Below are 22,753 nucleotides of genomic sequence, written 5' to 3' on the forward strand. Positions count from 1 at the left end.
CCCGCACCGCCTCGGCGGTGCGGGGCCCTGCTGCGCGGGTCAGCTACTCAGCGTGATGTCTAGAAGCGGGGGCACCGCACACGGGTGATTGGGCGCGGGCGCGCTGAAGGAAGGGGCCGGGGCGACCCGATGGGTCCACCAACGCCACGAACCGCCTCGTCACCCGGAGGACCCCCCATGCTCCGCCGTCGCCTGTCCGCCACCCTCGCCGCCACCGCATCCGCCCTCGTCGCCCTGACCGCGGGTGCCTCCGCCCAGGCCATCGCCGCACCGGCCGCCACCGTTACAGCCGCGAACGCCGACTCGGTGATCTCGCGCACGATGCCCGCCGGGGGCGTCTTCAGCGCGGGGACCGCGTGGAAGCTCGACGTCAGCAAGGCTCCCAAGCACGCCAACTCCGCGGGCATGGTCAAGACGGTGGCCGACCAGACCGCCGCCCAGTACGGCGGGGTCGCGGCCTTCAACGCCTACCAGTACAGCACCAGCGTCTACACCGTCTCGGCGAGCACGCCGAAGGTGGACGTGAAGTGGAACAACTGCCAGGGCAAGTCCTGGACCCCGGCGGGCCTGATCGGCCCGGGCGGGCAGTTCACCCAGGTCCCGATCCCCGCCGACGCCGTGCCCGCCAAGGGCACCGACAGCCAGCTGACCGTCTACTCCCCCTCCACCGACCAGCTGTGGGAGTTCTGGGTCACCAAGAAGGTCGACGGCGTCTGGAGCGCCTGCTGGGGCGGGCGCATCGACGGCGTCTCGCACAGCGAGGGCTTCTTCCACGACGGCTTCGGCGCCAGCGCCAGCGGCCTGGCCCTGGCCGGCGGCACCATCGGCATCAAGGACGTGCAGTCCGGTGTCATCGACCACGCCCTGGCCCTGCACCTGCCGGCGCCCGGGACGTGGAAGGAGTTCAGCTACCCCGCCCAGCGCAGCGACGGCTTCGACACCTCCGCCAACCGCGTCCCCGAGGGCACCCGGCTGCGACTGGACCCCAGCATCGACGTGAACGCGCTGAACATGCACCCGGTCGCCAAGATGGTCGCCAAGGCCGCGCAGAAGTACGGCTTCATCGTCACCGACAAGGCCGGCTGCACCGCCGTCGTCGCCGAGAGCCCCGCCGCCGCGATCGCCGCAACCGGCGTCGACCCGTGGAAGGCCCTGCTGGGCAGCACCCCCAGCTACTCGGTGATGAAGAACTTCCCGTGGGGCAAGCTGCAGGCCCTGCCCAAGGACCACGGCAAGCCGGTCCCCGGCTCCACCGCGGGCGGCGAGGTGGTGGCCGTGCCGACGACGCCGGTCGGCCCGATCACCAGGTACGCCTCGGACACGCAGTACCGGGCGCTGCGCAACGGCTGGGGCCCGGTCGAGAAGGACCGCAGCAACGGCGAGATCAAGGCCGGTGACGGGCGGGTCCTGAAGATCGCCGGCGTCAGCTACGCCAAGGGCTTCGGCGTGCACGCGCCGTCCGAGATCGTCGTCCCCGTGGGCACCGCGCGCACGTTCTCCGCGAAGGTCGGCATCGACTCCGAGGTCGGCGCGAGCGGCGCCGTGCAGTTCCAGGTGTGGGCCGGCGGCACCAAGCTGGCCGACAGCGGCGTGGTGCGCGGCGGCCAGGCGGCGAAGACCCTCGTCGCCGACGTGCGCGGCAGGACCGAGATCCGCCTCGTGGTCACCGACGGCGGCAACGGCACCGCCGGTGACCACGCCGACTGGGCGGACGCCGGCTTCTCCTCCTGACCCCGGTGAGCGGCAGGCGGGTCGCCCGGTCCCGGACGTCAGTCCGGGACCGGGCGGCCCGCCTGCTGCGCGCTGCGCCGCGCACGCCACCACGCCGCCGGCCCGTCCAGGAAGCCGCGGACCTCGGTGGCCAGCACGTCGGCCGGGTAGTCGTCGCGGCCGCGGGCCACCTCCACCGCCCGGCGCGCCAGGTGCCGCGGCACCCCCACCGCGACCCGGCCCAGACCGCGGACGTCGCCGTGGCGGGCGGCGACCTGCAGGTGGTAGGCGACGTGGCCGCTGGAGTAGGCCCGCACCTGCCGGCGCAGCCCCGCCCGGTCCGCGCGGTGGTGGTGGCGCACGACCGCGGTGGGCTGGTAGACGATCGTCCAGCCCGAGCGCAGCACCCGGTAGAAGTACTCGGTGTCCTCCCCCACCCCCGAGGGCCGGCCCGGCCCGAGGGTCTCGTCGAAGGGGCCGAGACCGGCGAGCACGTCGCGGCGCACCGCCGCGTTGGCCGTGGCGCCGATCTCCCAGGTGCGCGCCGGCCCGCGCGAGCCCACCAGCCAGGAGCGGTCGTAGGTCCAGCGGTGCGGGCCCCGGCCGAGCCCGCCGTAGTCCTCGAAGACCTGCGGGTCGAGCAGCTCGAGGTTGGCGGGGACGACGTTGCCGGTCACCGCCCCCACGGCGGGGTCGGCGAAGGGCGCCAGCAGCTCCTCCAGCCAGCCGGCGGTGGTCTCCACGTCGTCGTCGACGAGGACGACGACGTCGCCGCGCAGGTGCGGCAGGCCCGCGTTGCGCGCCGGGGACAGCCCCGGCCACGGCTCGTGGACGACCTGGACGCCCGGCAGTCCCGCCGTCACCGCCCTGGTCGCCGAGGGGTCGGGCGAGTTGTCCACGACGACGACCTGCAGCGGGCGCCCGGTGCTCGCCAGCAGCGCCTGCAGGCTGCGCCGCAGCTCCTGCGGGCGGTCGCGGGTGGCCATGAGCACGCTCACCGGCACGTCGGCGGGCAGCCGCTCGGGATCGGCGGCCAGCGCGGCCCGCAGCGCCGCCGCCAGCGGGCGCGCTCCCCCGGTCCGGGCCGCGGCCAGGTCGTGCCAGGAGGTGCCGGGGCGCAGCAGCGCCGGTCCCAGCCGGTCGACGAGCTCGCGGGCCAGCCGGGCGGCGCCGACGCGGGAACCGTCGGCGGCGACGGCGAACGCCGCCTGCGGTGCGCCCGCCCGCTCGACGAGCACCCGCAGCCGGCGCTGCCCCGGCGAGGGCGGGCCGGCCGGCAGCTGCGCGGCGAGCGGCCCGGCGCCCAGCAGGTCCACCCGCACGACCGGGTCGGCCCGGCGCGGGCGGCGGCGCCCCGCGGGGCGGTGGACCAGCGCGGGCGCGGGCGGTTCCCCGGGGTGGCGGGCGGCCTCGGCGGCGGCCTGCCGCCGGGCGGCCCGGTAGTAGCGGCCGACGACGGCGTCCACCGCGCCGCGGGTGTCGGCGCGGGTGAGCTCCGGCGGGTACAGCTGCGGCCACACCAGGCTGCGCAGGTGGGCGCGCGCGTGCTGGCGCACGAACCAGCGGGCCGCGAACGCCCCGAGCTCGGCGGCCTGGACGCCGCCGTAGTTGCCCGACGCCCCCGCGAAGATGCTGTAGGCGCCGGTGCCGTTGCCCCGCAGCTGCCGGGCGAGCTGGTCCATGCCGGTGCGGTGGCGGTGCAGGACCACGGCGGCGGGTTCGTAGACGACGAGGCCGCCGGCGGCCAGCACGCGGAAGTACATCTCCAGGTCGCCGCCACCGCCGGTGGGCGTGCCCACGTCGAGGGCGGTGTCGAAACCGCCGAGGGCCAGGGCCCGCTCGCGCCGCAGCGCCGTGCTGGCCCCGGTGCCGGCCCCGCCCGTGCCGGGGTGGCGGCGGGCGGCCACCTCCCCGCTGTCGACCGCCGCGGAGAACCACCGCCGGCGGTACCCGCGGCCGAACCCGCCCACGGCCTCGAAGAGGACCTGCGCGGGGGTGCTGAACTCCGCCGGGGCGACGAGGCCGGTGACGACGACGGCGTCGGGCTCCTCGGCGAAGGCGCGGGCCAGCTCGGCGGCCCAGCGCGGGTGCACGAGGACGTCGTCGTCGGCGAAGGCCACGACCTCCGTGCGGGCCTCCAGCAGCGCGCGGTTGCGGGCCCAGTCCAGCCCGGCGCGCGGTTCGCGCACGTACCGGGCGCCGAACTCCTCGGCGACCAGCCGCGTCCGCTCGTCGCGGGAGGCGTTGTCGACGACGAGGACCTCGGCCACCGGGCCCTGCAGGCGGGCGATCGAGGCCAGGCAGCGGCGCAGGTCCTCGGGGCGGTCGCGGGTGCAGACGGCCACGGTCAGCGTCGGGAGGTCCGCCGGGGGCGCCGGGTGCGGCACGTGCTCCAGGCCGTTCGCGAGCGCCGCCCGCAACCCGCCGGGCACGAGCAGGGCGTCCAGCAGCAGGTGCTCCAGGACCTGCCGCTCGAACTCGCGGGCCGCGCGGGCGGGCAGGGCGCCGAGCACCACGGCCGGCGGGCCCGGGACGGTGAGGTCGCCGACCGGCACGCCGTGGAACCAGACGAGGGCGTGCACCCCCTCGGGCTCGTGCTGCGGGGGTGTCGAGGGCGTGCGCAGCCGCGCGGTGGCGGCGTCGAGGTCCACGTCGGCCACGGCCAGGGCGCGGTAGCGGCGGCGGGTGCCGGGCGGGCGGTAGCGGTCCAGGCCCTGCGGGCGGCGGACCGCGGCGACGCCCTGCTGCAGGGCGGTGCGCGCCAGGCGGGCGGCGCGGGGGGTGGGGCTCACGCCTCGATGGTGGCGGACGCCGTTCAGCTCGCCGGTGAGGACGCCGGGCGCGGCGCGCCCCCCGCTCCGCGGCGCGGCCAGCGCCCGCCCAGCACGAGCGCGCGCGCCCAGGCCGAGCGGCGGGCCACCAGCTCGACGAGGACGCCGGCCGCGATCCCCGCCAGCAGACCCACGAGCACGTTGAGCGTCACCGACGACGCGCCGACCCGCTCCAGGACCAGGCGCGCGGCCGAGGTGCCGAAGACGTGGCAGGTGTAGACCGTGAAGGAGAAGCCGCCGAGCACGGCCAGGGGGCGCCAGCTGCGGCGCACCAGCAGCAGGCTCAGGCAGGCGGTGACGCCGAGCAGCGCGGCCACGGCGTCGTGGCGCTCGGGGACGCGGGCGACCACGCCCTGCAGGCCGAGCTGGGACCACAGCGCCAGCAGGAGGGCCGCGGCGACGACGGCGGCCCGGGCCGGGCGCGGGGCCGTGCGCCAGCCGAAGCGGTGGGCCGCGACGCCGGAGAGGAAGAACGGCAGCAGGAAGAGGGCGTCGCGCAGCGCCAGCACGTTCGTCGGGGACGGCACGAACGCGTCGGCGAGGACCGCCAGCCCGATGAGCGGCACCACCGCTGTCCACCGCTCCAGCAGGCGGAAGCGGTCGGCGAGGCCGACGAGCAGGAAGACCCAGAAGACCGCCTCGAGGAACCAGAAGTGGGCGACCGGGACGACGTGCCAGAGGTACCAGGGGGTCTGCTCGCCACCGTCGGCCACCCCGGCCGCCCGGCGCACGAGGGCGAACGCGGTGCCGACGACGAGCATCGGCACGAGCAGGCGGCGGGCCTTGCCCTGCGCGAAGCGCGGCCAGCGCTCGCGCAGCGGCCGCAGCGCGTAGACGTAGCCGGACAGGAAGCTGAACAGCGGCATCCGCAGGTAGACGAGGGAGTCGACCAGGTAGGACCAGGGGTTGCCGCGGTCCAGGCGCAGCCCGTCGGTGGGCCCACCACCGCGCACGTGGTAGAGCACCACGAGCAGGCAGGCCAGACCGCGCAGGGTGTCGACGGAGGGGTCCCGTCCCGGTGGGGACGCGAGACGGCGCGCGAACTCGCGCACCGGTTCCACGGCTGCCACGGACGCCTCCCACCGGTCGCCACGAACTGCGTTCGGGCCCCGTCGCCGCTCCGCCGGGACCGTACACGAAGATCACGGCGGGTGACCAGGGCGCTGCACCGCGTCCGGCAGCGTTCAGCCGCGGCTGGCGAGGACCGCGTCGTAGAGCAGCTTCCTGCTGATCCCCTCGCGCAGGGCGATCGCGCCGGCGACCTCCTTGAGCCGGCCACCGGCCGCCACCTGCTCGTGGGCCTCGGTCACCAGCCGGTCCAGGTCCGCGGCCGGCGCGGGCGGGGCGCCGCCGACGACGATGCAGACCTCCCCCCGCACCTCGCCCTGCTCGGCCCAGGCCACCAGCTCCGCCAGCGGGCCCCGCACGACCTCCTCGTAGGTCTTGGTCAGCTCCCGGCACACGGCCGCGGGGCGCTGCGCCCCCAGGGCGTCGCGCATCGCGGCCAGCGTCGCCGCCGTCCGGTGCGGGGACTCGAAGAAGACCGTCGTCCGCGGCTCGGCGGCCAGCGCGGCGAAGGCGCGGGCGCGCTCGCCGGGCTTGCGCGGCGGGAAGCCCTCGAAGGCGAAGCGGTCGGTGGGCAGCCCGGACAGCGCCAGCGCGCTGAGCACCGCCGAGGGGCCCGGCAGCACCGTGACGCGCAGGCCCGCGGCCACGCACGCGCGCACCAGCCGGTAGCCCGGGTCCGACACCGACGGCATGCCGGCGTCGGAGACGAGCACGACCGTGCGCCCGGCCGCGACCGCCTCGACGACCTCGGCGGCCCGCGCCTCCTCGTTGTGCTCGTAGCAGCTGACCACCCGGCCGCGGGGCGTCACGCCGAGGGCCTGGCACAGCCGGTGCAGCCTGCGGGTGTCCTCGGCCGCCACGAGGTCGGCGCTGCCCAGCGCCTCGACGAGCCGGGCGGAGGCGTCACCGGGGTTGCCGATGGGGGTCGCGGCGATGAGCAGGACGCCGGACGCGTCCTCCGAGGCGGTCACGGGTCCCGATGATGCCCCAGCGGCGCCGGTGCGTCGCCCGCGCCGGGGCGCGGCCGGCGGCGACGACCCCGCCGCAGGGGGGCAGACACGCCGTGTAACACGCTGTTAACGTCCGGCTCGTGGAGCTCTACGACCAGTTCGTGCTCTCGCGGGGTTCGCGCCCGCACCCCTCCGGCTGGGCGGAGCGGACCAGCGGCCCCTGGGTCCTGGCCACCAGCCCGACGCTGCCGGTGACCCCGCTGCGGGACGGGGACGGCGGGCTCGCGGGCTGGCTGCTGGGCTGGGTCGTCGGGCCGGGCGGTGAGCTGCTGCACGAGCGCGCGGAGCTGCCGCTGGAGGCCGTCGAGGCGCCCGGCGGGGACGTCGAGGAGCGGCTGTACCGCTTCTCCGGCCGGTGGGCGTGCCTGCTGCTCGGGGACCGGCCCCGCGTCCACCTGGACCCCGCCGGCTCGCTGGCCGCCGTCTACTCCGAGCAGGAGCAGGCGCTGGCCTCCACCACGACCGTGCTGTCCTTCGGCGACGCCGCGCGCGAGGACCGCTACGCGCAGCGCGTGCTCGGCCCCGGCCAGTACCACCCCGCCGGGCTCACCAGCGACCCCAAGGCGCGGCGCCTGCTGCCCAACCACCGCCTGGACCTCGGCACCTGGGAGGCGGTGCGGCACTGGCCGCCGGCACCGGTGCAGCGGGTGGACCCGGCCGACGCGGCGGGGCTGCAGGCGTGCCAGGAGGCGATCGCCGGGGGTCTGCGCGAGCACGTGGAGGCCCTGGCCGCCCGCCACCGGCTCGTGCTGCCGCTGACCGCCGGCCGCGACAGCCGGATGCTCATGGCCGCGGCCCGCCGGGTGCTGGACCGCTGCACCTTCGCCGTCTTCGCCTACGAGGACGAGCGCAGGGCCGACCTGGCCTACGCCCGCGAGGTGGCCCGGCGCTTCGGCCTGCGCCTGCAGGTGCTGCCGCTGCACGAGGTGGACGAGGCCGCCGCCCGCTCCTACCTCGAACGCGTCGGCTACGACGCCAACGAGGGCAAGGCCGGCGACTTCGACCTGGCGGCCCGCGCCCTGCCGCTGGACCACGCGTGGCTGACCGGCTTCGCCGGCGAGGTCGGGCGCGGGGCGTACTGGAAGGCCGCGACCATCCCCCCGGAGCCGACCGCCGAGGAGCTGCTGCAGCTGATCCGCCTGCCCCACGACCCGGCGCACGTCGAGGCGCTGGCGGCCTGGCGGGCGGGGGTCCCCCACCAGGACGTCCACGAGCTGCTGGACCTGGCCTACCTGGAGCTGCGCGTGGGCTGCTGGGCCAGCCCGCAGCTGTACGGGGCGGCGCCGTTCGCGCTGAGCACGATGCCCGTCGACCAGCGCTCCGTCTTCACCGCGATGCTCCGGCTGCCCCCGGCGCTGCGCATCGAGCAGCGGCCGAACCCGCCGGCCGTCCGGATCAACTGGCCGGAGCTGGCGGAGCTGCCCTACGAGCGGGCGCCGGGACCGCGCGGCTGGCCGGACGCGGCGCGCACCGGGATCGCCGCCGCGCGCGAGCGGCTGGCGCTGGGCACCCGCGCCGCGCGCCTGCTGCGGCGCTGACCGGGCCCGCCCGGTTCGTCAGGAGCTCTGGCGGCGCCTGACGAGCCGGACGGTCTCCAGCAGCCGGGCGCGCTGCAGCAGCAGCGAGCCCGCCAGGTACAGCACCACGCCGAGCACCACCTGGACGGCGACCACCGCCGGCGACGCCGGGTCCCAGCCGAGCGCGTGCGGCAGGGCCCACACCAGGGCGCCCATCACCGCGGCGGTCAGCAGCGTCGGCGCGGCCCCGCGCAGGGTGGTGCCGACCCGCAGCCCCACGACCCGGCCGGAGACGTGCAGGGCGACCGGCGCCATGACCCAGGACTTGGCGAGAACGCCCCAGGCGACGCCCACGATGCCCCAGTGCAGACCGGCCACCATGGCGACCACGCCGACGACGGACCCGATCACCCCCATGACGAACATCGTCGTGGTGCGCCCCTGGGACTGGTAGAGCCAGCCGACGCTCGTGCTGACGCACTGCGGCACGCCCGCGATGCACAGCACCTGCAGGACCGGGACGACGGCGGTCCACTGCTCGCCCCACAGCAGCGGGACGAGGCCCTCCGCGGTGGCGGCGAGCCCGACGAGGACGGGGATCGTGACGAAGTTGATCGTCCCCAGCGACCGCAGGTACATCGAGCGCACCCGCGGGTGGTCGTCGCGCACCGCGGCCAGGGCGGGGAACATCACCCGTCCCAGCGTGCCGGTGATCTGCGTGACCGGCAGCAGCATGAGGTTGTACGCGCGCCCGTACAGGCCGAGCGGGGCGGCCCCCAGGAACCGGCCGATGATGAGGTTGTCCGCGTTGCGGCCCCAGTAGTTCACGACGTTGAACCCGAGCATGCCCCCGGAGAAGCGCCAGAGCTCCCGCAGGCTCCTGCGGTCGATGAAGTGGCGGGGACGCCAGCGGACCACGCAGAACAGCACGATCGAGGTGAGCGAGGTCGTCACCAGCGGGCCGGCGACGAGCGCGAAGGTCCCCGCCCCCAGCAGCGCCGCGACCACGGTCGTGACGTGGCCGGCGAGGGCCGTCGACAGGTCGACCGCCGCCAGCGCACGGAACCTCAGCTGCCGCTGCAGCAGCGAGTAGTGCACCACCCCCAGGGCCAGCGTGAAGGTCAGGGCGACGAAGGGCATGAGGCTCGTCATCCGCGGGGCGTCGAAGAACTCCGCGACCAGCGGGGAGATCGCCCACATGAGACCGGCGTAGAGGACACCGCTGAGGGCGTTGATCCAGAAGACCGTCGACAGGTCCCGCTCGCTGGGCGAGCGCTGGTGCACCAGGGCGGCCCCGAGCCCCATCTCGAAGAACAGCGTGGCGAAGCCCGTGACGACGTAGATGCTGGCCAGCAGGCCGAAGTCCGCCGGCGCCAGCAACCTGGCCAGCACCAGACCGGCCAGGAACTGCAGGCCCTGGGTGCCGAGCTTGCTCATCCCCGCCCACTTGGCGCCGGAGACGACCGCGCCCTTCATGGAGCCGGAGGTGTCCACCGTCGCGGCCGCCGCGGCCGCCGCGGTGCGCTCGTCGGCGGCGGCGACCTGCTCGCCCGTCGTCCGCTCGCCCGCCGCGGGTTCCACGCCGTGCGTCACGCGGACCTCCGCTGCAGGACACCCGCCACGAGGGCGCCGACCTCCTCGGCGCCCGCCGCCATCGCCGGCACCGCGGCGGCCACCTGCTTGCGCACCCGCGGGGCGTCGTCGAGCAGCGCGAGGACGCGCTGGCTCAGCACCTGCGGCGTGACGTCGTCGATGTCGACGGTCCACTCCGGCAGGCCCAGCTGCCCCCACACCTCGGTCGTCTTGTACTCGTAGGCGATCGTCAGCGTCGGGACCCCGGTGCACACGGCGCTGATGGCGCCGTGCAGGCGGGTGGACAGCATCGCGTCGAAGCCGGCCAGGACGTCGATGAGCTCCTCGGGGTGGTGGGCGGCGCGGTCGACGACGACGTGCTCGCGGACGTCCTCGGGCAGCCCCTCGGCCACCCGCAGGGCGAACTCCGAGTCGTCGCGCACGTACTCCGGCCGGCCCTGACAGGTCGAGACGAAGGTCACCTCGGCCCCGCGCTCGCGCACCGCGCTCGTCACGGCCGCGCGCAGCGAGTCGGCGTAGTCGGCCATGCCGCGCTGCTTGTCCTTGTCGCGGAAGTGGGCCCACTCCCGCACGCTGACGGCCAGCCGCGGCGGCCCGGCGCCCTCGACGCGCTCGGCGTCGGCCAGCTCCGGGCGGGCCAGGGCGAAGACGACGTCGGGGACGACGCGGCAGCGGGCGGGGTCGGCGCCGATCTCGACGACGTGCTGCAGGGAGCGCTCGTCGCGCAGCAGCACCAGGTCGGCGGCGGCGAGGACCGGGCGCAGGCCCTCCCGGTTCTCCGGCTTGCGGAAGGGACCCGCCGACTGCGGGAGGAAGACGAGCGGCTTGCGCAGCCGGCGCGCCACGTCGAGGTCGAAGACCTTGTCGGCCAGGTTGTAGTTGTCCGTGAGCGTCGTGCCCCCGGTGTAGGCGATGACGTCCGCCCGGACCATCTCCTGGAAGGGGCGCGCCACGGACGAGGGCAGCACGGCCCGCGCGGGCGCGGACAGCCCGCGCCCCACGAGCGAGGCCGCCACCTTGACCCGCGCGCAGCGGGCCCGGTGGAGGACGGCCCGCGCACGCGCCGGCAACCGGCGGCCGGGCGCCAGCGCAGGCAGCAGGAAGGGGACGAACGGGATGTCCGGCAGGTAGGTGGCCGCCGCCTCGGGGTGGGTGTCGGACACCGAGACCCGTGCACCGGGCCACTGCCGCTGGAGCACGCGGCGCTGGGCGATCAGGATGGCTGCATCGCCGCCGTTGAGCGAGACGAGGCCGAGGATGTGCACGTGCATCCGAAGCGACTGCCTTCCGTCCGTTGACTGACCCCGTCACCAGGTGCGGCTCCGGGCCGACCTGATGGACCGGACGGACGGCATTGTCACCCCTGGTCGGCGCAGTCATGTAACCGCACGTGCACGCTCGGCGGCAACCAGCGAGGTCGCCTCCCAGCGCGCACCGGCCGGGCGCCGGGGGCCGCACCTACGATGCCGAGGGTGAGCACCGCCCTCCGCACCCCGTCCCCACCGGCCCAGGACCTGCGCGAGCGGCTGCTGGGCGGGCCCTCGGAGATCGACGGGGAGTCCTGGAAGCGCAGCTGGCTCCCCCTGCTGCTCGTCACCGCGATCGGCGGCTTCCTGCGCTTCTTCCAGCTCGGCCGCCCCCACCAGCTCGTCTTCGACGAGACGTACTACGTCAAGCAGGCGTGGTCGCTGCTGCAGCACGGCGTCGAGCTGCGCAACGACCCCGCGCTGGGCAGCACCCCGGACGCCCTGTTCACCGCCGGCACCCCCGACGTCTTCGACACCGCCGGCGACTTCGTCGTCCACCCCCCGGTGGGCAAGTGGATGATCGCCGTCGGCCAGTGGATCTTCGGGGTCGACTCCTCCTTCGGCTGGCGCTTCTCCGCCGCCGTCGTCGGGACCCTGTCGATCCTGCTCATCGGCCGCGTCGCGCGCCGCATGTTCCGCTCGACGCTGCTGGGGGTCACCGCCGCGGTCCTGCTCTCGGTGGAGGGCCAGCACTTCGTGGAGAGCCGCACCAGCCTGCTGGACGTCTTCCTCATGTTCTGGGTGCTGGTGGCCTTCGCCTGCCTGCTCGTCGACCGCGACCGGGCGCGCGAGCGGCTGGCCCGGGCGGTGGCCGCCGGCCCGGTGAGCGGGCTGGGGCCCCGGCTGGGCTTCCGCGGCTGGCGGCTGGCGGCCGGGGTCAGCCTCGGCCTGGCGTGCGGGGTGAAGTGGTCGGGCCTGTACGTGCTGGCGGTCTTCGGGCTGCTGACGGTGCTGTGGGACGCCGGTGCCCGGCGCGCGGTCGGCGTGCGGGCCTGGCTGCCCGCCGCGGCCTGGCGCGACGGCCTGCCCGCCTTCGTTCTGCTCGTGCCGACCGCCCTGGTGGTCTACGTCGGCACCTGGGCGGGCTGGTTCGCCTCCGACGCGGGCTGGGACCGCTCCTGGGGCGCCGAGCACCCCGCCACCGGCGCCGGTCGCCTCGTGCCGGACGCGCTGCGCAGCCTGTGGCACTACCACCAGCAGGCCTACGCCTTCCACGTCGGCCTCGACAGCCCCCACCCGTACTCGGCCAACCCGTGGTCCTGGCTCGTGCAGGGCCGCCCGACGTCCTTCTTCTACGAGTCCAGGACGCTGGGGCAGGAGGGCTGCGACGTCACCGACTGCGCCAAGGCGATCACCTCGCTGGGCACCCCGGTGCTGTGGTGGGCGGCCGCGCTGGCGCTGCTGGTCGTCGTCGCCCGCTGGGCGCTCGTGCGCGACTGGCGGGCCGGTGCGGTGCTGGCGGGGTACGCGGCCACCTACCTGCCCTGGTTCCAGTACCAGCACCGCACGATCTTCACCTTCTACGCCGTCGTGCTCACCCCCTTCGTGGTGCTGGCGCTCGTCCACGTGCTGGGGCTCGTGCTGGGCCCGGACCCCCGGGCGGCCGCCCTGCGCGGCGGGGTCCGCCTCGAGGCCGCCGTGCGGCGCCGGCGATGGGGGGCCCTGGTCGCCGGCGCGGTCGTCGTGGCGTGCGTGGCCTGCTTCGCCTTCTTCTGGCCGGTCTACACCGCCCAGGTGATCCCGTACGAGAGCTGGCAGCGCCGGATGTGGCTGCCCAGCTGGGTCTAGGCCCCGCCCCCGGCAGCCGGCGGTCGTGGCTGCCGCCACCCGCGGCGTGCCAGGATCACCGCCATGCGGGTGACCTACCTGGTGCTGGCCCACCACAAGCCGCAGCAGCTGGCGTCCCTGCTGCACCTGCTGCTCGCCGAGGGGGACCGGGCGGTCGTCCACGTCGACGCGGCCGCCGACGAGGCCCCCTTCCGCCGCGCCGCGGCGGACCTCGGCCCGTCGGTCGCCTTCACCGGGACCCGGCACCGGGTGCGCTGGGGCGGGTTCGGGATGGTCGCCGCCACGCTGAGCGCGCTGCGGCAGGCCGTGCGCTCCCTCCCGGCGGACCACTACGTGCTCCTCAGCGGCGCCGACCTGCCGATCAAGCCGATCGCGGCCCTGCACCGGGAACTGGCCGCCGGTCAGGTGCGCATGAACTGCTGGCCGATGCCGGACGAGCGGCGCGGCAAGCCGATGTCGCGCCTGGAGCGGTGGTACGTGGCGCCGCGGCACCGCGACAGCAGGGTCGCGGCCCGGCTGAACCGGTTGCTGGAGCGGTTGCCGCGGCGCGACGTCGCCGCGGCCCTGGGCCCCGCGCGCCCGCACGCGGGCTCGCAGTGGTGGACGATGCCGCACGGGTGCGCCGAGCAGGTGCTCGACTTCGTCGACCGCTCCCCCCGCTTCGTGCGCTTCTTCCACCACGTCCGGGTACCCGACGAGATGTTCTTCCAGACGGTCGTGAAGGCCCTGCCGACCGACTGGGACGTGCGCCCCAACCTGACGTTCACGCGCTGGAGCTCGCCGGGCCGGCTCAGCCCGGACACGCTCACGTCGGCCGACGTGGCGGCGCTGTCGCGCACGGAGGCGTTCTTCGCGCGCAAGTTCGACCTCGACGCCGACCCGCGGGTCCTCGAGGAGGTCCGCACCCGGCTGCTCGCCCCCGGCTGAGGCCGGCGCCCGCAGGGCCGCGGCCCGGCCGGGGAACCCGTGCCCACCCGATCGGGACACGGGGTGAAACACCCCCGCCCCGGCCGGCGATGTCGCCTTGGGAACTCGTCGAGGAACCCGTCGAGGAACCCGTCGAGGAACCCGCTGCGGAACCCCGGGTCGGGCGTGGATCACCCTGCGCGAGGGGGTCGCGGCGGCTGCACAGGCGTTCGGGCGCATCGTCACGCTGCGCGACGACTACGGCTCACCCGAAGGAGTGGAGGCCCGGGGCACCCGCTCCCCCGGCGGCGGGGGACGGCGTGTGACATCGGCCGCGTGAAACTCCGCAGCCGGGTGAACCCGCGGCGCCGGGTTGAAGGCCGGGCCGTGGCGGGCCCGATGGGTCGGGTGTCGAAGAGAACTCGTCACCTGGAGCTCCCGTGATCCGCAAGCGCCTCACCGCCGCCCTCGTCATCGCCACCGCCTGCGCCGTGCCCGTCACGGGCGCCGGCACCGCCGCCGCCGTGAGCGCCTCGTCCACCACGGGCAGCACCGCGGCACCGTCGGCGGTGGAGATCGGGATGCCCGCCGGTGGCGTTTTCACCAGCGGGACGGCGTGGAAGCTCGACGTGAGTTCCGCTCCGCTGCACCCCAACAGCGCCGGCATGGTGAGCAACGTCGTCCAGCAGACCGCCGCCCAGTACGACGGTGTCGCGGCCTTCAACGCCTACCAGTACAGCACCAGCTTCTACACCGTCCCGGCGGACCAGCCCCGCGTCGACGTGCAGTGGAACAACTGCCAGGGCAAGAGTTCCACGCCGCCCGGCCTGCTCGGGGAGGGCGGGCAGTTCACCCAGGTCCCGATCCCCGCCGACGCCGTGCCCGCCAAGGGCACCGACAGCCAGCTGACCGTCTACTCCCCCTCCACCGACCAGCTGTGGGAGTTCTGGGTCACCAAGAAGGTCGACGGCGTCTGGAGCGCCTGCTGGGGCGGGCGCATCGACGAGGTCTCCAAGAGCCACGGGTACTTCGCCGGGAGCTTCGGCGCCAGCGCCAGCGGCCTGGCCCTGGCCGGCGGCACCATCGGCATCGAGGACGTGCAGTCCGGTGTCATCGACCACGCCCTGGCCCTGCACCTGCAGGCACCCGGGCGCGCCGACGAGTTCAGCTACCCCGCCCAGCGCAGCGACGGCTTCGACACCTCCGAGAACAGGGTTCCGGAAGGAACCCGGCTGCGGCTGGACCCCAGCATCGACGTGGACGCGCTGAAGGTGCACCCGATCGCCAAGATGGTCGCCAAGGCCGCGCAGGAGTACGGCTTCATCGTCACCGACAAGGCCGGCTGCACCGCCGTCGTCGCCGAGAGCCCCGCCGCCGCGATCGCCGCCACCGGCGTGGACCCGTGGAAGGCGCTCATGGGCAGCACCCCCAGCTACTCGATCATGAAGGGCTTCCCCTGGGACTCCCTGCAGGCCCTGCCCAAGGACCACGGCAAGCCCGAGGTCCTCGACGGCAGCGCGGGCGGGGTCTGGACCGACCACGACCCCGAGGGCGTGGACGTGACGTACGTGTCCGACACCGCGTTCCGCACCGTGCGCAACGGCTGGGGCCCGGTCGAGAGGGACCGCAGCAACGGCGACATCGCCGCCGGCGACGGCCGCCAGCTCAAGGTCGGCGCCATCACGTACGCCAAGGGCCTCGGCGTCCACGCCGGGTCCGAGGTCGTCGTCCCCACCCGCGGCGCGACGACCTTCACCGCGAAGGTCGGTGTCGACAACGAGGTGGGCACCAGCGGCTCGGTCGTCTTCCAGGTCTGGAACGGCACCACCAAGCTGGCCGACAGCGGCGTGCTGCGCGGCGGCCAGGCGGCCAAGGCCCTCAGCGTCGACGTCTCCGGCGCGACCGAGATCCGCCTCGTGGTCACCGACGCCGGCAACGGCAAGACCGGCGACCACGCCGACTGGGCCGACGCCCGGCTCTTGACGCCGACCGGCGCGGTCCCGGTCCCCACGCCCACCACGCCCCCCACCACGGCGCCCACCGTCCCGGTGAGCACCACGTACGCCTCGGACACCGCCTACCGCGTCGTCCGCAACGGCTGGGGCCCGGCCGAGGCCGACCGCAGCAACGGTGAGCTGAGCGGCACCGACGGCGGCACCCTCACCGTGGCCGGGCAGGCGTTCGCCAAGGGCTTCGGCGTCCACGCGGCCTCCGAGATCGTCGTCCCCACCGGCGGTGCGAGCACCTTCAGCGCCGAGGTCGGCATCGACGACGAGGTGCTCCCCCGCGGCACCGCGGTCTTCCAGGTCTGGAACGGCGAGACCAAGCTGGCCGAGACGGGCGTGGTCCGGGCCGGCTCGACCGCGCGCAAGCTCTCCGTGGACGTCTCCGGGGCCACCGAGATCCGCCTCGTCGTCACCGACGGCGGGGACGGCACCTCCGGCGACCACGCCGACTGGGGCGACGCGAAGCTGATCACCCCCACCACCACGCCCACCGCGACCCCCACCGCGACCCCCACCACTGAGCCGACCGCGACCCCGACCACCACGCCCACCGCCACCCCGACCACCACGCCCACCGCCACCCCGACCACCACGCCCACCGCCACCCCGACCACCACGCCCACCGCCACCCCGACCACCGAGCCCAGCACGACGCCGACCACCGGGCCCGTCCCCGTCTCGGCCACGGCCTTCCGGACCGTGCGCAACGGCTGGGGCCCGGTCGAGAGGGACCGCAGCAACGGCGAGATCAAGGCCGGTGACGGCCGCACCCTGAAGATCGGCGGCAAGAGCTACGCCACGGGCCTGGGCGTGCACGCGGCCTCCGAGGTCGTCGTGCCCGTGGCCGGGTTCCGGACCTTCACGGCCGAGGTCGGCGTGGACGCCGAGGTGGGCACCAGCGGCTCGGTCGTCTTCCAGGTCTGGAACGGCACCACCAAGCTGGCCGACAGCGGCGTGCTGCGCGGCGGCCAGGCGGCCAAGGCCCTCAGCGTCGACGTCTCCGGCGCGACCGAGATCCGCCTCGTGGTCACCGACGCCGGCAACGGCACCACCGGCGACCACGCCGACTGGGCCGACGCCACCCTGTCCTGAGCCCCCGGCGGGGCGCTCGACAGGACGACGAGGGAGGGCACCGGCTGCGGCCGGTGCCCTCCCTTCTCACTGTGCGTCGCTGTTGATCTCCCCGCCGGGACGCGAGGTGACGCTGCGTCATCCCGGCGTGAGGGTTCGATGTGCGGACACCGCTCCTACCGCACGATGTGGGTACTCTCTGCCTCGGTCCGACTACCCGAAGCGAGCCCGCCGACCCAGATGGAGCAGCATCAGTGGCCCAGGTGACCGACACCCCCGTGAGTCCGCTCACCGCCCTCGCCAGGCGGTGGAAGCTCGCCGCACTCCTCATCGCGGCGGGCGCAGGCCTCGGTGCCGGTGCGGCCTACGCGACACCCACCACCTACACGGGTGAGGCGCGCATCGCGGTCGGCAGCCAGAGCCTGGACGCGCGGGTCGTCGCCGGGTACACCGACGCCTCCCAGCAGCTCGCCTCGGACGTCTCGCGCTACGTCAACGACCGGCAGGCCCAGAACGACCTGACCCCCGTCCTCGGCGAGCAGACGGACTCCGTCGAGCGGATCTCCGCCTCCCCCATCGCCGGATCCAGCGTCATCCTCGTCGAGGTCGACGCGGCCGACGAGGCTGCGGCGACCCGGGGCGCGCAGACGATCGCCCAGCAGCTCGTCGACCAGGTCAACGCCTCCTACGCGAACCCCGACGCGCTGCTGCAGCGCTACACCGACCTCAGCGCCCAGGTGCAGGCCGCCCAGCAGGCCGTCCAGGCGGCGAGCGCGGCCGTCGGGGCGGCGCAGGCCGACGGCACGCCCGCGGAGCTCGAGGCCGCCCAGACCGCGGCGGCGCAGCGGGCCACCGAGCTCGACGTGCTCACCGTCCAGCAGCAGGCGCTGGCGACCCAGTACCGCAACTCCGCGGCGGCCACGCCGTCGGCGGGCGGGCTGACCATCGTCCGCGCCGCGCAGATCTCCCGCACCGACTTCTCCAGCACCCTGCAGCGCGACGTCCTCGCCGGCGTCGGCGTCGGCGGCCTGCTCGCCCTGCTGCTGGCCACCGTCCTGGAGCGCCGCAAGCGCCGGCACGGGACCGGGGCGGACGCCGCGGCGGGTGCCGGCACGGCTGCGCTGCACCTGGACGAGGACGGCAGGCCGCGGGCGGCGTCCTCGGTCGCCTCCTCCGCGCAGCGCCTGTGAGGCGCTGACCGTGGCGAGCGCTGCACCGGGCACCGTCCGCGCAGCCGGGGCGGACGCCCCGGCGCTGACGTCGACCCCCGCCTACGTCTGGTGCTTCCTGGCGACGATCGTCTTCAACATCTTCTCCGGCCACTGGGACCGGCTGGGGGTGCCGCTGGGGCTGGACCGCATCGCCTTCGCCGGTGGTGTCCTCCTGCTGGCCCTGGACCCCTGGGCGTGGAAGCAGCGGCGCCTGCTGCTGCGCCCGGTGCACGTGGCCATGGTCGCGCTGCTCGCCCTGGCGACGCTCTCCGCGGCGGGGCACGGCACCCTGCTGAACACCTACGGCCTCTTCGCGCTGCTGGACCGGCTGCTCGTGCCGTTCGTGATGTTCTGCCTGGCACCGGTCGTCTTCGCCCGGCCGGCGCACCGCGCCCTGCTGCTGAAGACCCTCGTGCTGCTCGGGCTGTACCTGGGCGTCACGGCGGTGCTGGAGACGCTGAAGATGTGGTCCCTGGTCTTCCCCTCCTACATCGGCGACCGGAGCGTGGGCATCCAGTTCGGCCGGGCGCGCGGTCCCTTCGCCGCCTCGGAGGCGATGGGCATGGCGTGCGCGGCGTGCTTCTTCGCCGCGGCGCTGGCGGTCTCCCGCTTCCGGGGGGCCTGGCGCCTGCTGAGCCTCGTGGTGGCCCTGCTGAGCGCCGGCGGGGTCCTGATGTCCCTGACGCGGTCGGTGTGGGTCGGGCTCGTCCTCGGCGCCCTCGTCGTGATGATCACCACGCCGGGGCTGCGCCGGTACATCCCCGTCGCGCTGGCGGGCGGGGCCGGCGCGGTCGCCGTGGCGCTCGCGGTCGTCCCCGGGCTGCAGGCGAGCGTGCTGGAGCGCGCGGGGACCTCCCGCTCGGTGCTCGACCGCTACAACACCAACGAGGCGGCGCTGCGCATCGTCGAGCAGGAGCCGCTCACCGGTGTCGGCTGGGTGAAGTTCCTCGACGTCTCCCCCGAGTGGGTCCGCCAGGCCGACACCTACCCGATCACCAACGTCGAGATCGAAGTCCACAACGTGGTGCTCAGCCGCGCCGCCGAGCTCGGCATCCCGGGCGCGGCCCTGTTCGTCGCGTGCATCCTGCTGGGTCCCTGCCGGGCCGTCCTGCAGCGGCGCTACGCCGACGCCGAGCTCGCCGGCTGGCGCGCGGTCTCCACCGGGATGACCGCCGTCTGGGGGGTCACGCTCATGCTGAGCCCCGTCCCCTACCCGCTGCCGAACACGCTGACCTGGCTGCTGGCCGGGATCGCGCTCATCCCGTACGTTTCCACTCCACGGACTCCGAGTGAGCGGTAGTCGACGATCCGCGACGGATCGGCGGTTTCGAGAACAGGAACTGGCGTGAGCGAAGGCGCGGCACCGCAGGGGGCGTCCCCGGCGGCGGGGAGCGCGGGCGTCCGGCGGGCGCAGCGGCTGGCGGCCGCGGCCGCCTACCTGGGCGTGGGCCGGCACCTGCCCTGGTCACCGCGCCCGGGCGGCGGGATCGCGCGGCGCGCCCGCGCGCTGACGGCCCGCTGGATGCTCGACGAGTGCGGTGCGGACGTGAACATCGAGCACGGGGCCTGGTTCGGCTCCGGCAAGGGCGTGCGCGTCGGCGACCGCTCCGACATCGGCATGGACGCCCTCGTCATCGGTCCCGTCCACATCGGCGCCGACGTCATGATGGGCCCGCGCTGCATCCTGCTCGCCTCCGCCCACGAGACCCGCCGGGTCGACGTCCCCATGAACCGGCAGGGCTTCCGCGAGGACCGCCCCATCGTCATCGAGGACGACGTCTGGATCGGCGCGGGCTGCATCGTCCTGCCCGGCCGCCGGATCGGGAAGGGCAGCATCGTCGGTGCGGGCTCCGTCGTCGTCTCCGACGTGCCGCCGTGGACGGTGGTCGCCGGGAACCCGGCGCGCATCGTCAAGCGGCGGCGCAGCGGCGATCAGCTCCCCGAGGCCGTCCAGCCGTCCGTGCCGCCGCCGGTGCTGGACGCGGCCGAGGTCGGTGCGGCCGTCGCGGAGGCCGCCGAGGTCGGTGCGGCCGTCGCGGCCGCGGAGGCCTCCGAGGCGGAGGCGGTGCTCCGCGGGCGCGGGCGACCGTAGTCCTCCGGCAGCGCCTGCAGGTCCTCCCAGGGGAAGCCGGCCATCACCTCGTAGTGCGGCACCCCCTCCAGCAGCTCGTCCCAGGGGTTGACGGCCCCCTGGGTCAGCCGGCCCGTCTCCGCCGAGACGGCCACGGCCCCGGCCTTGTCGACGACGATGAAGCCGTACCGCTGCGCCGCCTCGGCGACCATGCGCGCCACGGGCGTGAGGTCGAGCGCGTCCACGTCCACGTTCGGGTCGAGCCGCAGCCGCAGGCCCTCGGGGATGGCGTCCGGGTCGTCGCTGAAGCCGTCGCTGCGCTGGGCGGGCCAGCTGACGTGCTCCCACGACTTCGGCTCCACGATCTGCAGCGCCAGCGCGTGGTCGATCCGCCCCGCCCGGACGTCGTCGACGCGGACCATCCCCCCGGAGATCGCCAGCCCGCTGGCGCTCGAGCCGAACCCGCCGCCGAAGTAGCCGCGGCTGCGCGAGACGTCGTCGAGCCGCCCGCCCCAGCACGCCTGCCAGCCGTCGTCCACCCGCTCCGCCCGCCAGAACTCCCACAGCCGGTCCGTGGAGGGCTGGTAGACGGTCAGCTGGCCGTCCCAGCCGCGCGCGGGGACCGCGTCGTCGGGGATCGGGACGTTGGCGAACTGCCCGTCCGGGCCCCGCAGGCCGTCCGGGACGTAGCCCTTGTCCTGGCAGTCGTCGAAGGCCACGTCGACCCGCGGCTGGTCCGGCCCGACGACGTAGAAGGACGTGCTGTAGTTGCTGACGTTGAAGGCCGCCACCCCGTCGTAGTGCTCCTCCACCTGCTCCACCAGGTGCTCCACCATCTGCTCGGAGCGCTCGTTGAGCGGAGCGGCCGAGACGTCCTGGCGCCAGACGCTGCGCTCGCCGAAGGGGTAGTCCCCCGGGACGGGGACCGGCTCCCGGGGTGACGGCGCGGCGGACGTGGGGCCCGCGGGTGCCCGCCCGCCGTCGTCCGGGTCCCGCAGCACCAGCAGCGCGACGAGCACCAGCACCAGGACCCCGGCGGACAGGGCCAGCCACGCGAGCCGGCGCCTCCTGCCGGGGTGGGCGGGGACGGGGGGCTGACCGGGGTAGCGCACGGTGGTGGGCCTCCTGAGGGGGTCGTCCCGTGGTCGTCGCCGCCCACCCTACGAGGGGGCGGCGGCGGCGTCCGCCGCCGGTGCCCCGCGGGCACCGAGCCACCCCCGTGGGCACCCGTCCGTGCACCCGTCCGGGTCGGCGGGCACCGCCGGCGGGCCGTGCCGGCACGCTCCGCAGCGCCGGGCCGCGCCGGTTGAGCCGTTCGGGCGCACCCGGGCCGGCGTTCCGCTCACCGCGGGTGAGGAGTCACCCGCTGCTCCATCCGGAGGCGCTCCGGGACGTCCGTCGCGGGTGGTCGGGACACGCGCTGTGACGAGCCCCCGGGCACCGTTGCCCCGTTCCGGTGGAGGCGGCGCCGCACCGTGGACAGGAGCACAACAACCGGTCCCCGGTGGCCGATCCAGAGGGTGCGACCGCAGCAGACACCGCACCCCGAAGGAGCCCTCCCGTGCGCACCTCCCGTCGATCCCTCCTCAGCGCCGCCGCCGCAGCGGCCGCGCTGGCCGTGGCGACGGTGGTGGTGCCCGGTGCGGCCTCCGCGGCCTCGCCCGTCGTGCCCCGCCAGGAGCGGGCGGTCTCCGGACGGCCCTCCTTCCCCGTGGGCGCCGACGTCAGCGGACCGCGCGGCGGGCTGTTCGGGCCGACCAGCGTCTGGCGGCAGGACGTCCGCTCGGCCCCGGTGAACCCGAACTCGCGGGCGCTGGTGGCGGGGCTGCACGAGCAGGTGAGCACCCTCTACAACGGGGTCGCCGCCTTCAACGTCAGCAACTACAGCACGAACGTCTACTCCGTCGCCGCGACCCAGCCGCGGGTCGACGTGGCGTGGGACAACTGCCAGAAGAAGACCTACACGCCCAAGGGGCTGCTGGGCCCCGGGGGGCAGTTCACCGCCGTGCCGATCCCCGACGACGCGGTCCCCGCGCGCGGCAGCGACGGTCAGCTGACGATCTACTCCGCGGCCACGGACCAGCTGTGGGAGTTCTGGCAGGCCAAGCGGGTCGGCGGCCGGTGGCAGGCCTGCTGGGGCGGGCGCATCGACCGCGTCTCCACCAGCCCCGGCTACTTCTCCGACGGCTTCGGCGTCGCGGCGACCGGGCTGTCCTTCTCGGCGGGCGCCGTCGGCATCAAGGACGTCCAGGCCGGTTCCATCGACCACGCGCTGTCGCTGCAGGTCGTCTGGCCGGCGAAGTGGACGACCTTCAGCTGGCCGGCCCAGCGCAGCGACGGCTTCTCCACCGACCCGAACGCCATCCCCGAGGGGCTGCGCTTCCGGCTCGACCCGAGCGTGGACGTCGAGGCGCTGAACCTCACGCCCATCGCGAAGATGGTGGCGCGCGCGGCGCAGAAGTACGGGTTCATCGTCACCGACAAGGCCGGAGCCGTGGCGCTGACCGCGGAGAGCGGCTCGGCGGTCAAGGCCGCCACCGGGGTCGACCCGTGGACGAAGCTCATGGGCGGCACCCCGCACTACGAGGTCATGCGCGGTTTCCCGTGGGAGCGGCTGCAGGCGCTGCCGATGAACTACGGCAAGCCCTGACCGCCCGCGCCGCC

The 22,753-nt window shown here is 75.3% G+C and carries 14 protein-coding genes; 9 read left to right on the forward strand and 5 right to left on the reverse strand.

Annotation, left to right across the window (positions count from 1 at the left end; translation table 11 throughout):
• Nucleotides 1-177: 177 nt before the first annotated feature.
• On the forward strand, nucleotides 178-1,731 hold the full coding sequence (locus ACRYM2_RS04995) for an NPCBM/NEW2 domain-containing protein (protein ID WP_432520348.1): 1,554 nt from the start codon (nucleotides 178-180) through the stop codon (nucleotides 1,729-1,731).
• A 38-nt stretch (nucleotides 1,732-1,769) separates the two neighbouring features.
• On the opposite strand, the gene ACRYM2_RS05000 is transcribed toward ACRYM2_RS04995, so the two are convergent.
• From ACRYM2_RS05000 to rsmI, 3 genes are all read right to left on the reverse strand, one after another.
• Entirely contained in the window at nucleotides 1,770-4,502 is a 2,733-nt protein-coding gene (locus ACRYM2_RS05000; RefSeq protein WP_432520349.1) for a glycosyltransferase family 2 protein, read from the reverse strand.
• A gap of 23 nt (nucleotides 4,503-4,525) precedes the next feature.
• Nucleotides 4,526-5,611 carry an acyltransferase family protein gene (locus ACRYM2_RS05005; protein WP_432520350.1) on the reverse strand — a complete coding sequence of 362 codons (1,086 nt, stop codon included), beginning with the start codon at nucleotides 5,609-5,611 and terminating at the stop codon, nucleotides 4,526-4,528.
• A 114-nt stretch (nucleotides 5,612-5,725) separates the two neighbouring features.
• Nucleotides 5,726-6,580 (reverse strand): 16S rRNA (cytidine(1402)-2'-O)-methyltransferase, encoded by an 855-nt coding sequence (gene rsmI, locus ACRYM2_RS05010; RefSeq protein ID WP_432520352.1) that lies wholly within the window; start codon nucleotides 6,578-6,580, stop codon nucleotides 5,726-5,728.
• 119 nt (nucleotides 6,581-6,699) lie between these two features.
• Between rsmI and ACRYM2_RS05015 the strand changes: the two genes are divergently transcribed.
• Complete coding sequence (locus tag ACRYM2_RS05015) at nucleotides 6,700-8,157, forward strand: asparagine synthetase B family protein (RefSeq protein ID WP_432520353.1); 1,458 nt, start codon at nucleotides 6,700-6,702, stop codon at nucleotides 8,155-8,157.
• A gap of 18 nt (nucleotides 8,158-8,175) precedes the next feature.
• On the opposite strand, the gene ACRYM2_RS05020 is transcribed toward ACRYM2_RS05015, so the two are convergent.
• Nucleotides 8,176-9,729 carry an MOP flippase family protein gene (locus ACRYM2_RS05020; RefSeq protein WP_432520354.1) on the reverse strand — a complete coding sequence of 518 codons (1,554 nt, stop codon included), beginning with the start codon at nucleotides 9,727-9,729 and terminating at the stop codon, nucleotides 8,176-8,178.
• On the reverse strand, nucleotides 9,726-11,000 hold the full coding sequence (locus tag ACRYM2_RS05025) for a polysaccharide pyruvyl transferase family protein (RefSeq protein WP_432520356.1): 1,275 nt from the start codon (nucleotides 10,998-11,000) through the stop codon (nucleotides 9,726-9,728). Before ACRYM2_RS05025 ends, ACRYM2_RS05020 begins: the two co-directional genes overlap by 4 nt.
• Before the next feature lie 192 nt (nucleotides 11,001-11,192).
• Here ACRYM2_RS05025 and ACRYM2_RS05030 point away from each other — a divergent pair, with 192 nt between their 5' ends.
• From ACRYM2_RS05030 to ACRYM2_RS05060, 7 genes are all read left to right on the forward strand, one after another.
• The gene (locus ACRYM2_RS05030) at nucleotides 11,193-12,824 is read left to right on the forward strand and encodes a dolichyl-phosphate-mannose--protein mannosyltransferase (protein WP_432520357.1); all 1,632 of its coding nucleotides are present in this window, start codon (nucleotides 11,193-11,195) and stop codon (nucleotides 12,822-12,824) included.
• A gap of 63 nt (nucleotides 12,825-12,887) precedes the next feature.
• On the forward strand, nucleotides 12,888-13,751 hold the full coding sequence (locus tag ACRYM2_RS05035) for a beta-1,6-N-acetylglucosaminyltransferase (protein WP_432520358.1): 864 nt from the start codon (nucleotides 12,888-12,890) through the stop codon (nucleotides 13,749-13,751).
• Nucleotides 13,752-14,170: 419 nt separating this feature from the next.
• The gene (locus ACRYM2_RS05040; protein ID WP_432520359.1) at nucleotides 14,171-16,828 is read left to right on the forward strand and encodes an NPCBM/NEW2 domain-containing protein; all 2,658 of its coding nucleotides are present in this window, start codon (nucleotides 14,171-14,173) and stop codon (nucleotides 16,826-16,828) included.
• 257 nt (nucleotides 16,829-17,085) lie between these two features.
• On the forward strand, nucleotides 17,086-17,997 hold the full coding sequence (locus tag ACRYM2_RS05045) for a hypothetical protein (protein WP_432520360.1): 912 nt from the start codon (nucleotides 17,086-17,088) through the stop codon (nucleotides 17,995-17,997).
• Nucleotides 17,998-18,007: 10 nt separating this feature from the next.
• Nucleotides 18,008-19,318, forward strand: a complete 1,311-nt coding sequence (locus ACRYM2_RS05050; RefSeq protein ID WP_432520362.1) for an O-antigen ligase family protein — start codon at nucleotides 18,008-18,010, stop codon at nucleotides 19,316-19,318.
• A 45-nt stretch (nucleotides 19,319-19,363) separates the two neighbouring features.
• Nucleotides 19,364-20,110: an acyltransferase gene (locus tag ACRYM2_RS05055; RefSeq protein WP_432520363.1), complete on the forward strand. Its 747-nt coding sequence runs from the start codon at nucleotides 19,364-19,366 to the stop codon at nucleotides 20,108-20,110.
• Nucleotides 20,111-21,650: 1,540 nt separating this feature from the next.
• A complete protein-coding gene (locus ACRYM2_RS05060; RefSeq protein ID WP_432520365.1) occupies nucleotides 21,651-22,739 on the forward strand; it encodes a DUF4124 domain-containing protein in 1,089 nt (362 codons plus the stop codon).
• The last annotated feature ends 14 nt before the right edge of the window (nucleotides 22,740-22,753 follow it).

Origin of the sequence: Kineococcus aridisoli, assembly GCF_050871885.1 — a bacterium.
Taxonomy (GTDB): domain Bacteria; phylum Actinomycetota; class Actinomycetes; order Actinomycetales; family Kineococcaceae; genus Kineococcus.

What these genes read in the sequence shown, in the direction of transcription:
- ACRYM2_RS04995 (WP_432520348.1), top strand. Translation starts at nt 178, where the DNA reads ATGCTCCGCCGTCGCCTGTCCGCCACCCTCGCCGCCACCGCATCCGCC.
- ACRYM2_RS05035 (WP_432520358.1), top strand. Translation starts at nt 12,888, where the DNA reads ATGCGGGTGACCTACCTGGTGCTGGCCCACCACAAGCCGCAGCAGCTG.
- ACRYM2_RS05030 (WP_432520357.1), top strand. Translation starts at nt 11,193, where the DNA reads ATGCCGAGGGTGAGCACCGCCCTCCGCACCCCGTCCCCACCGGCCCAG.
- ACRYM2_RS05025 (WP_432520356.1), bottom strand. Translation starts at nt 11,000, where the DNA reads ATGCACGTGCACATCCTCGGCCTCGTCTCGCTCAACGGCGGCGATGCA.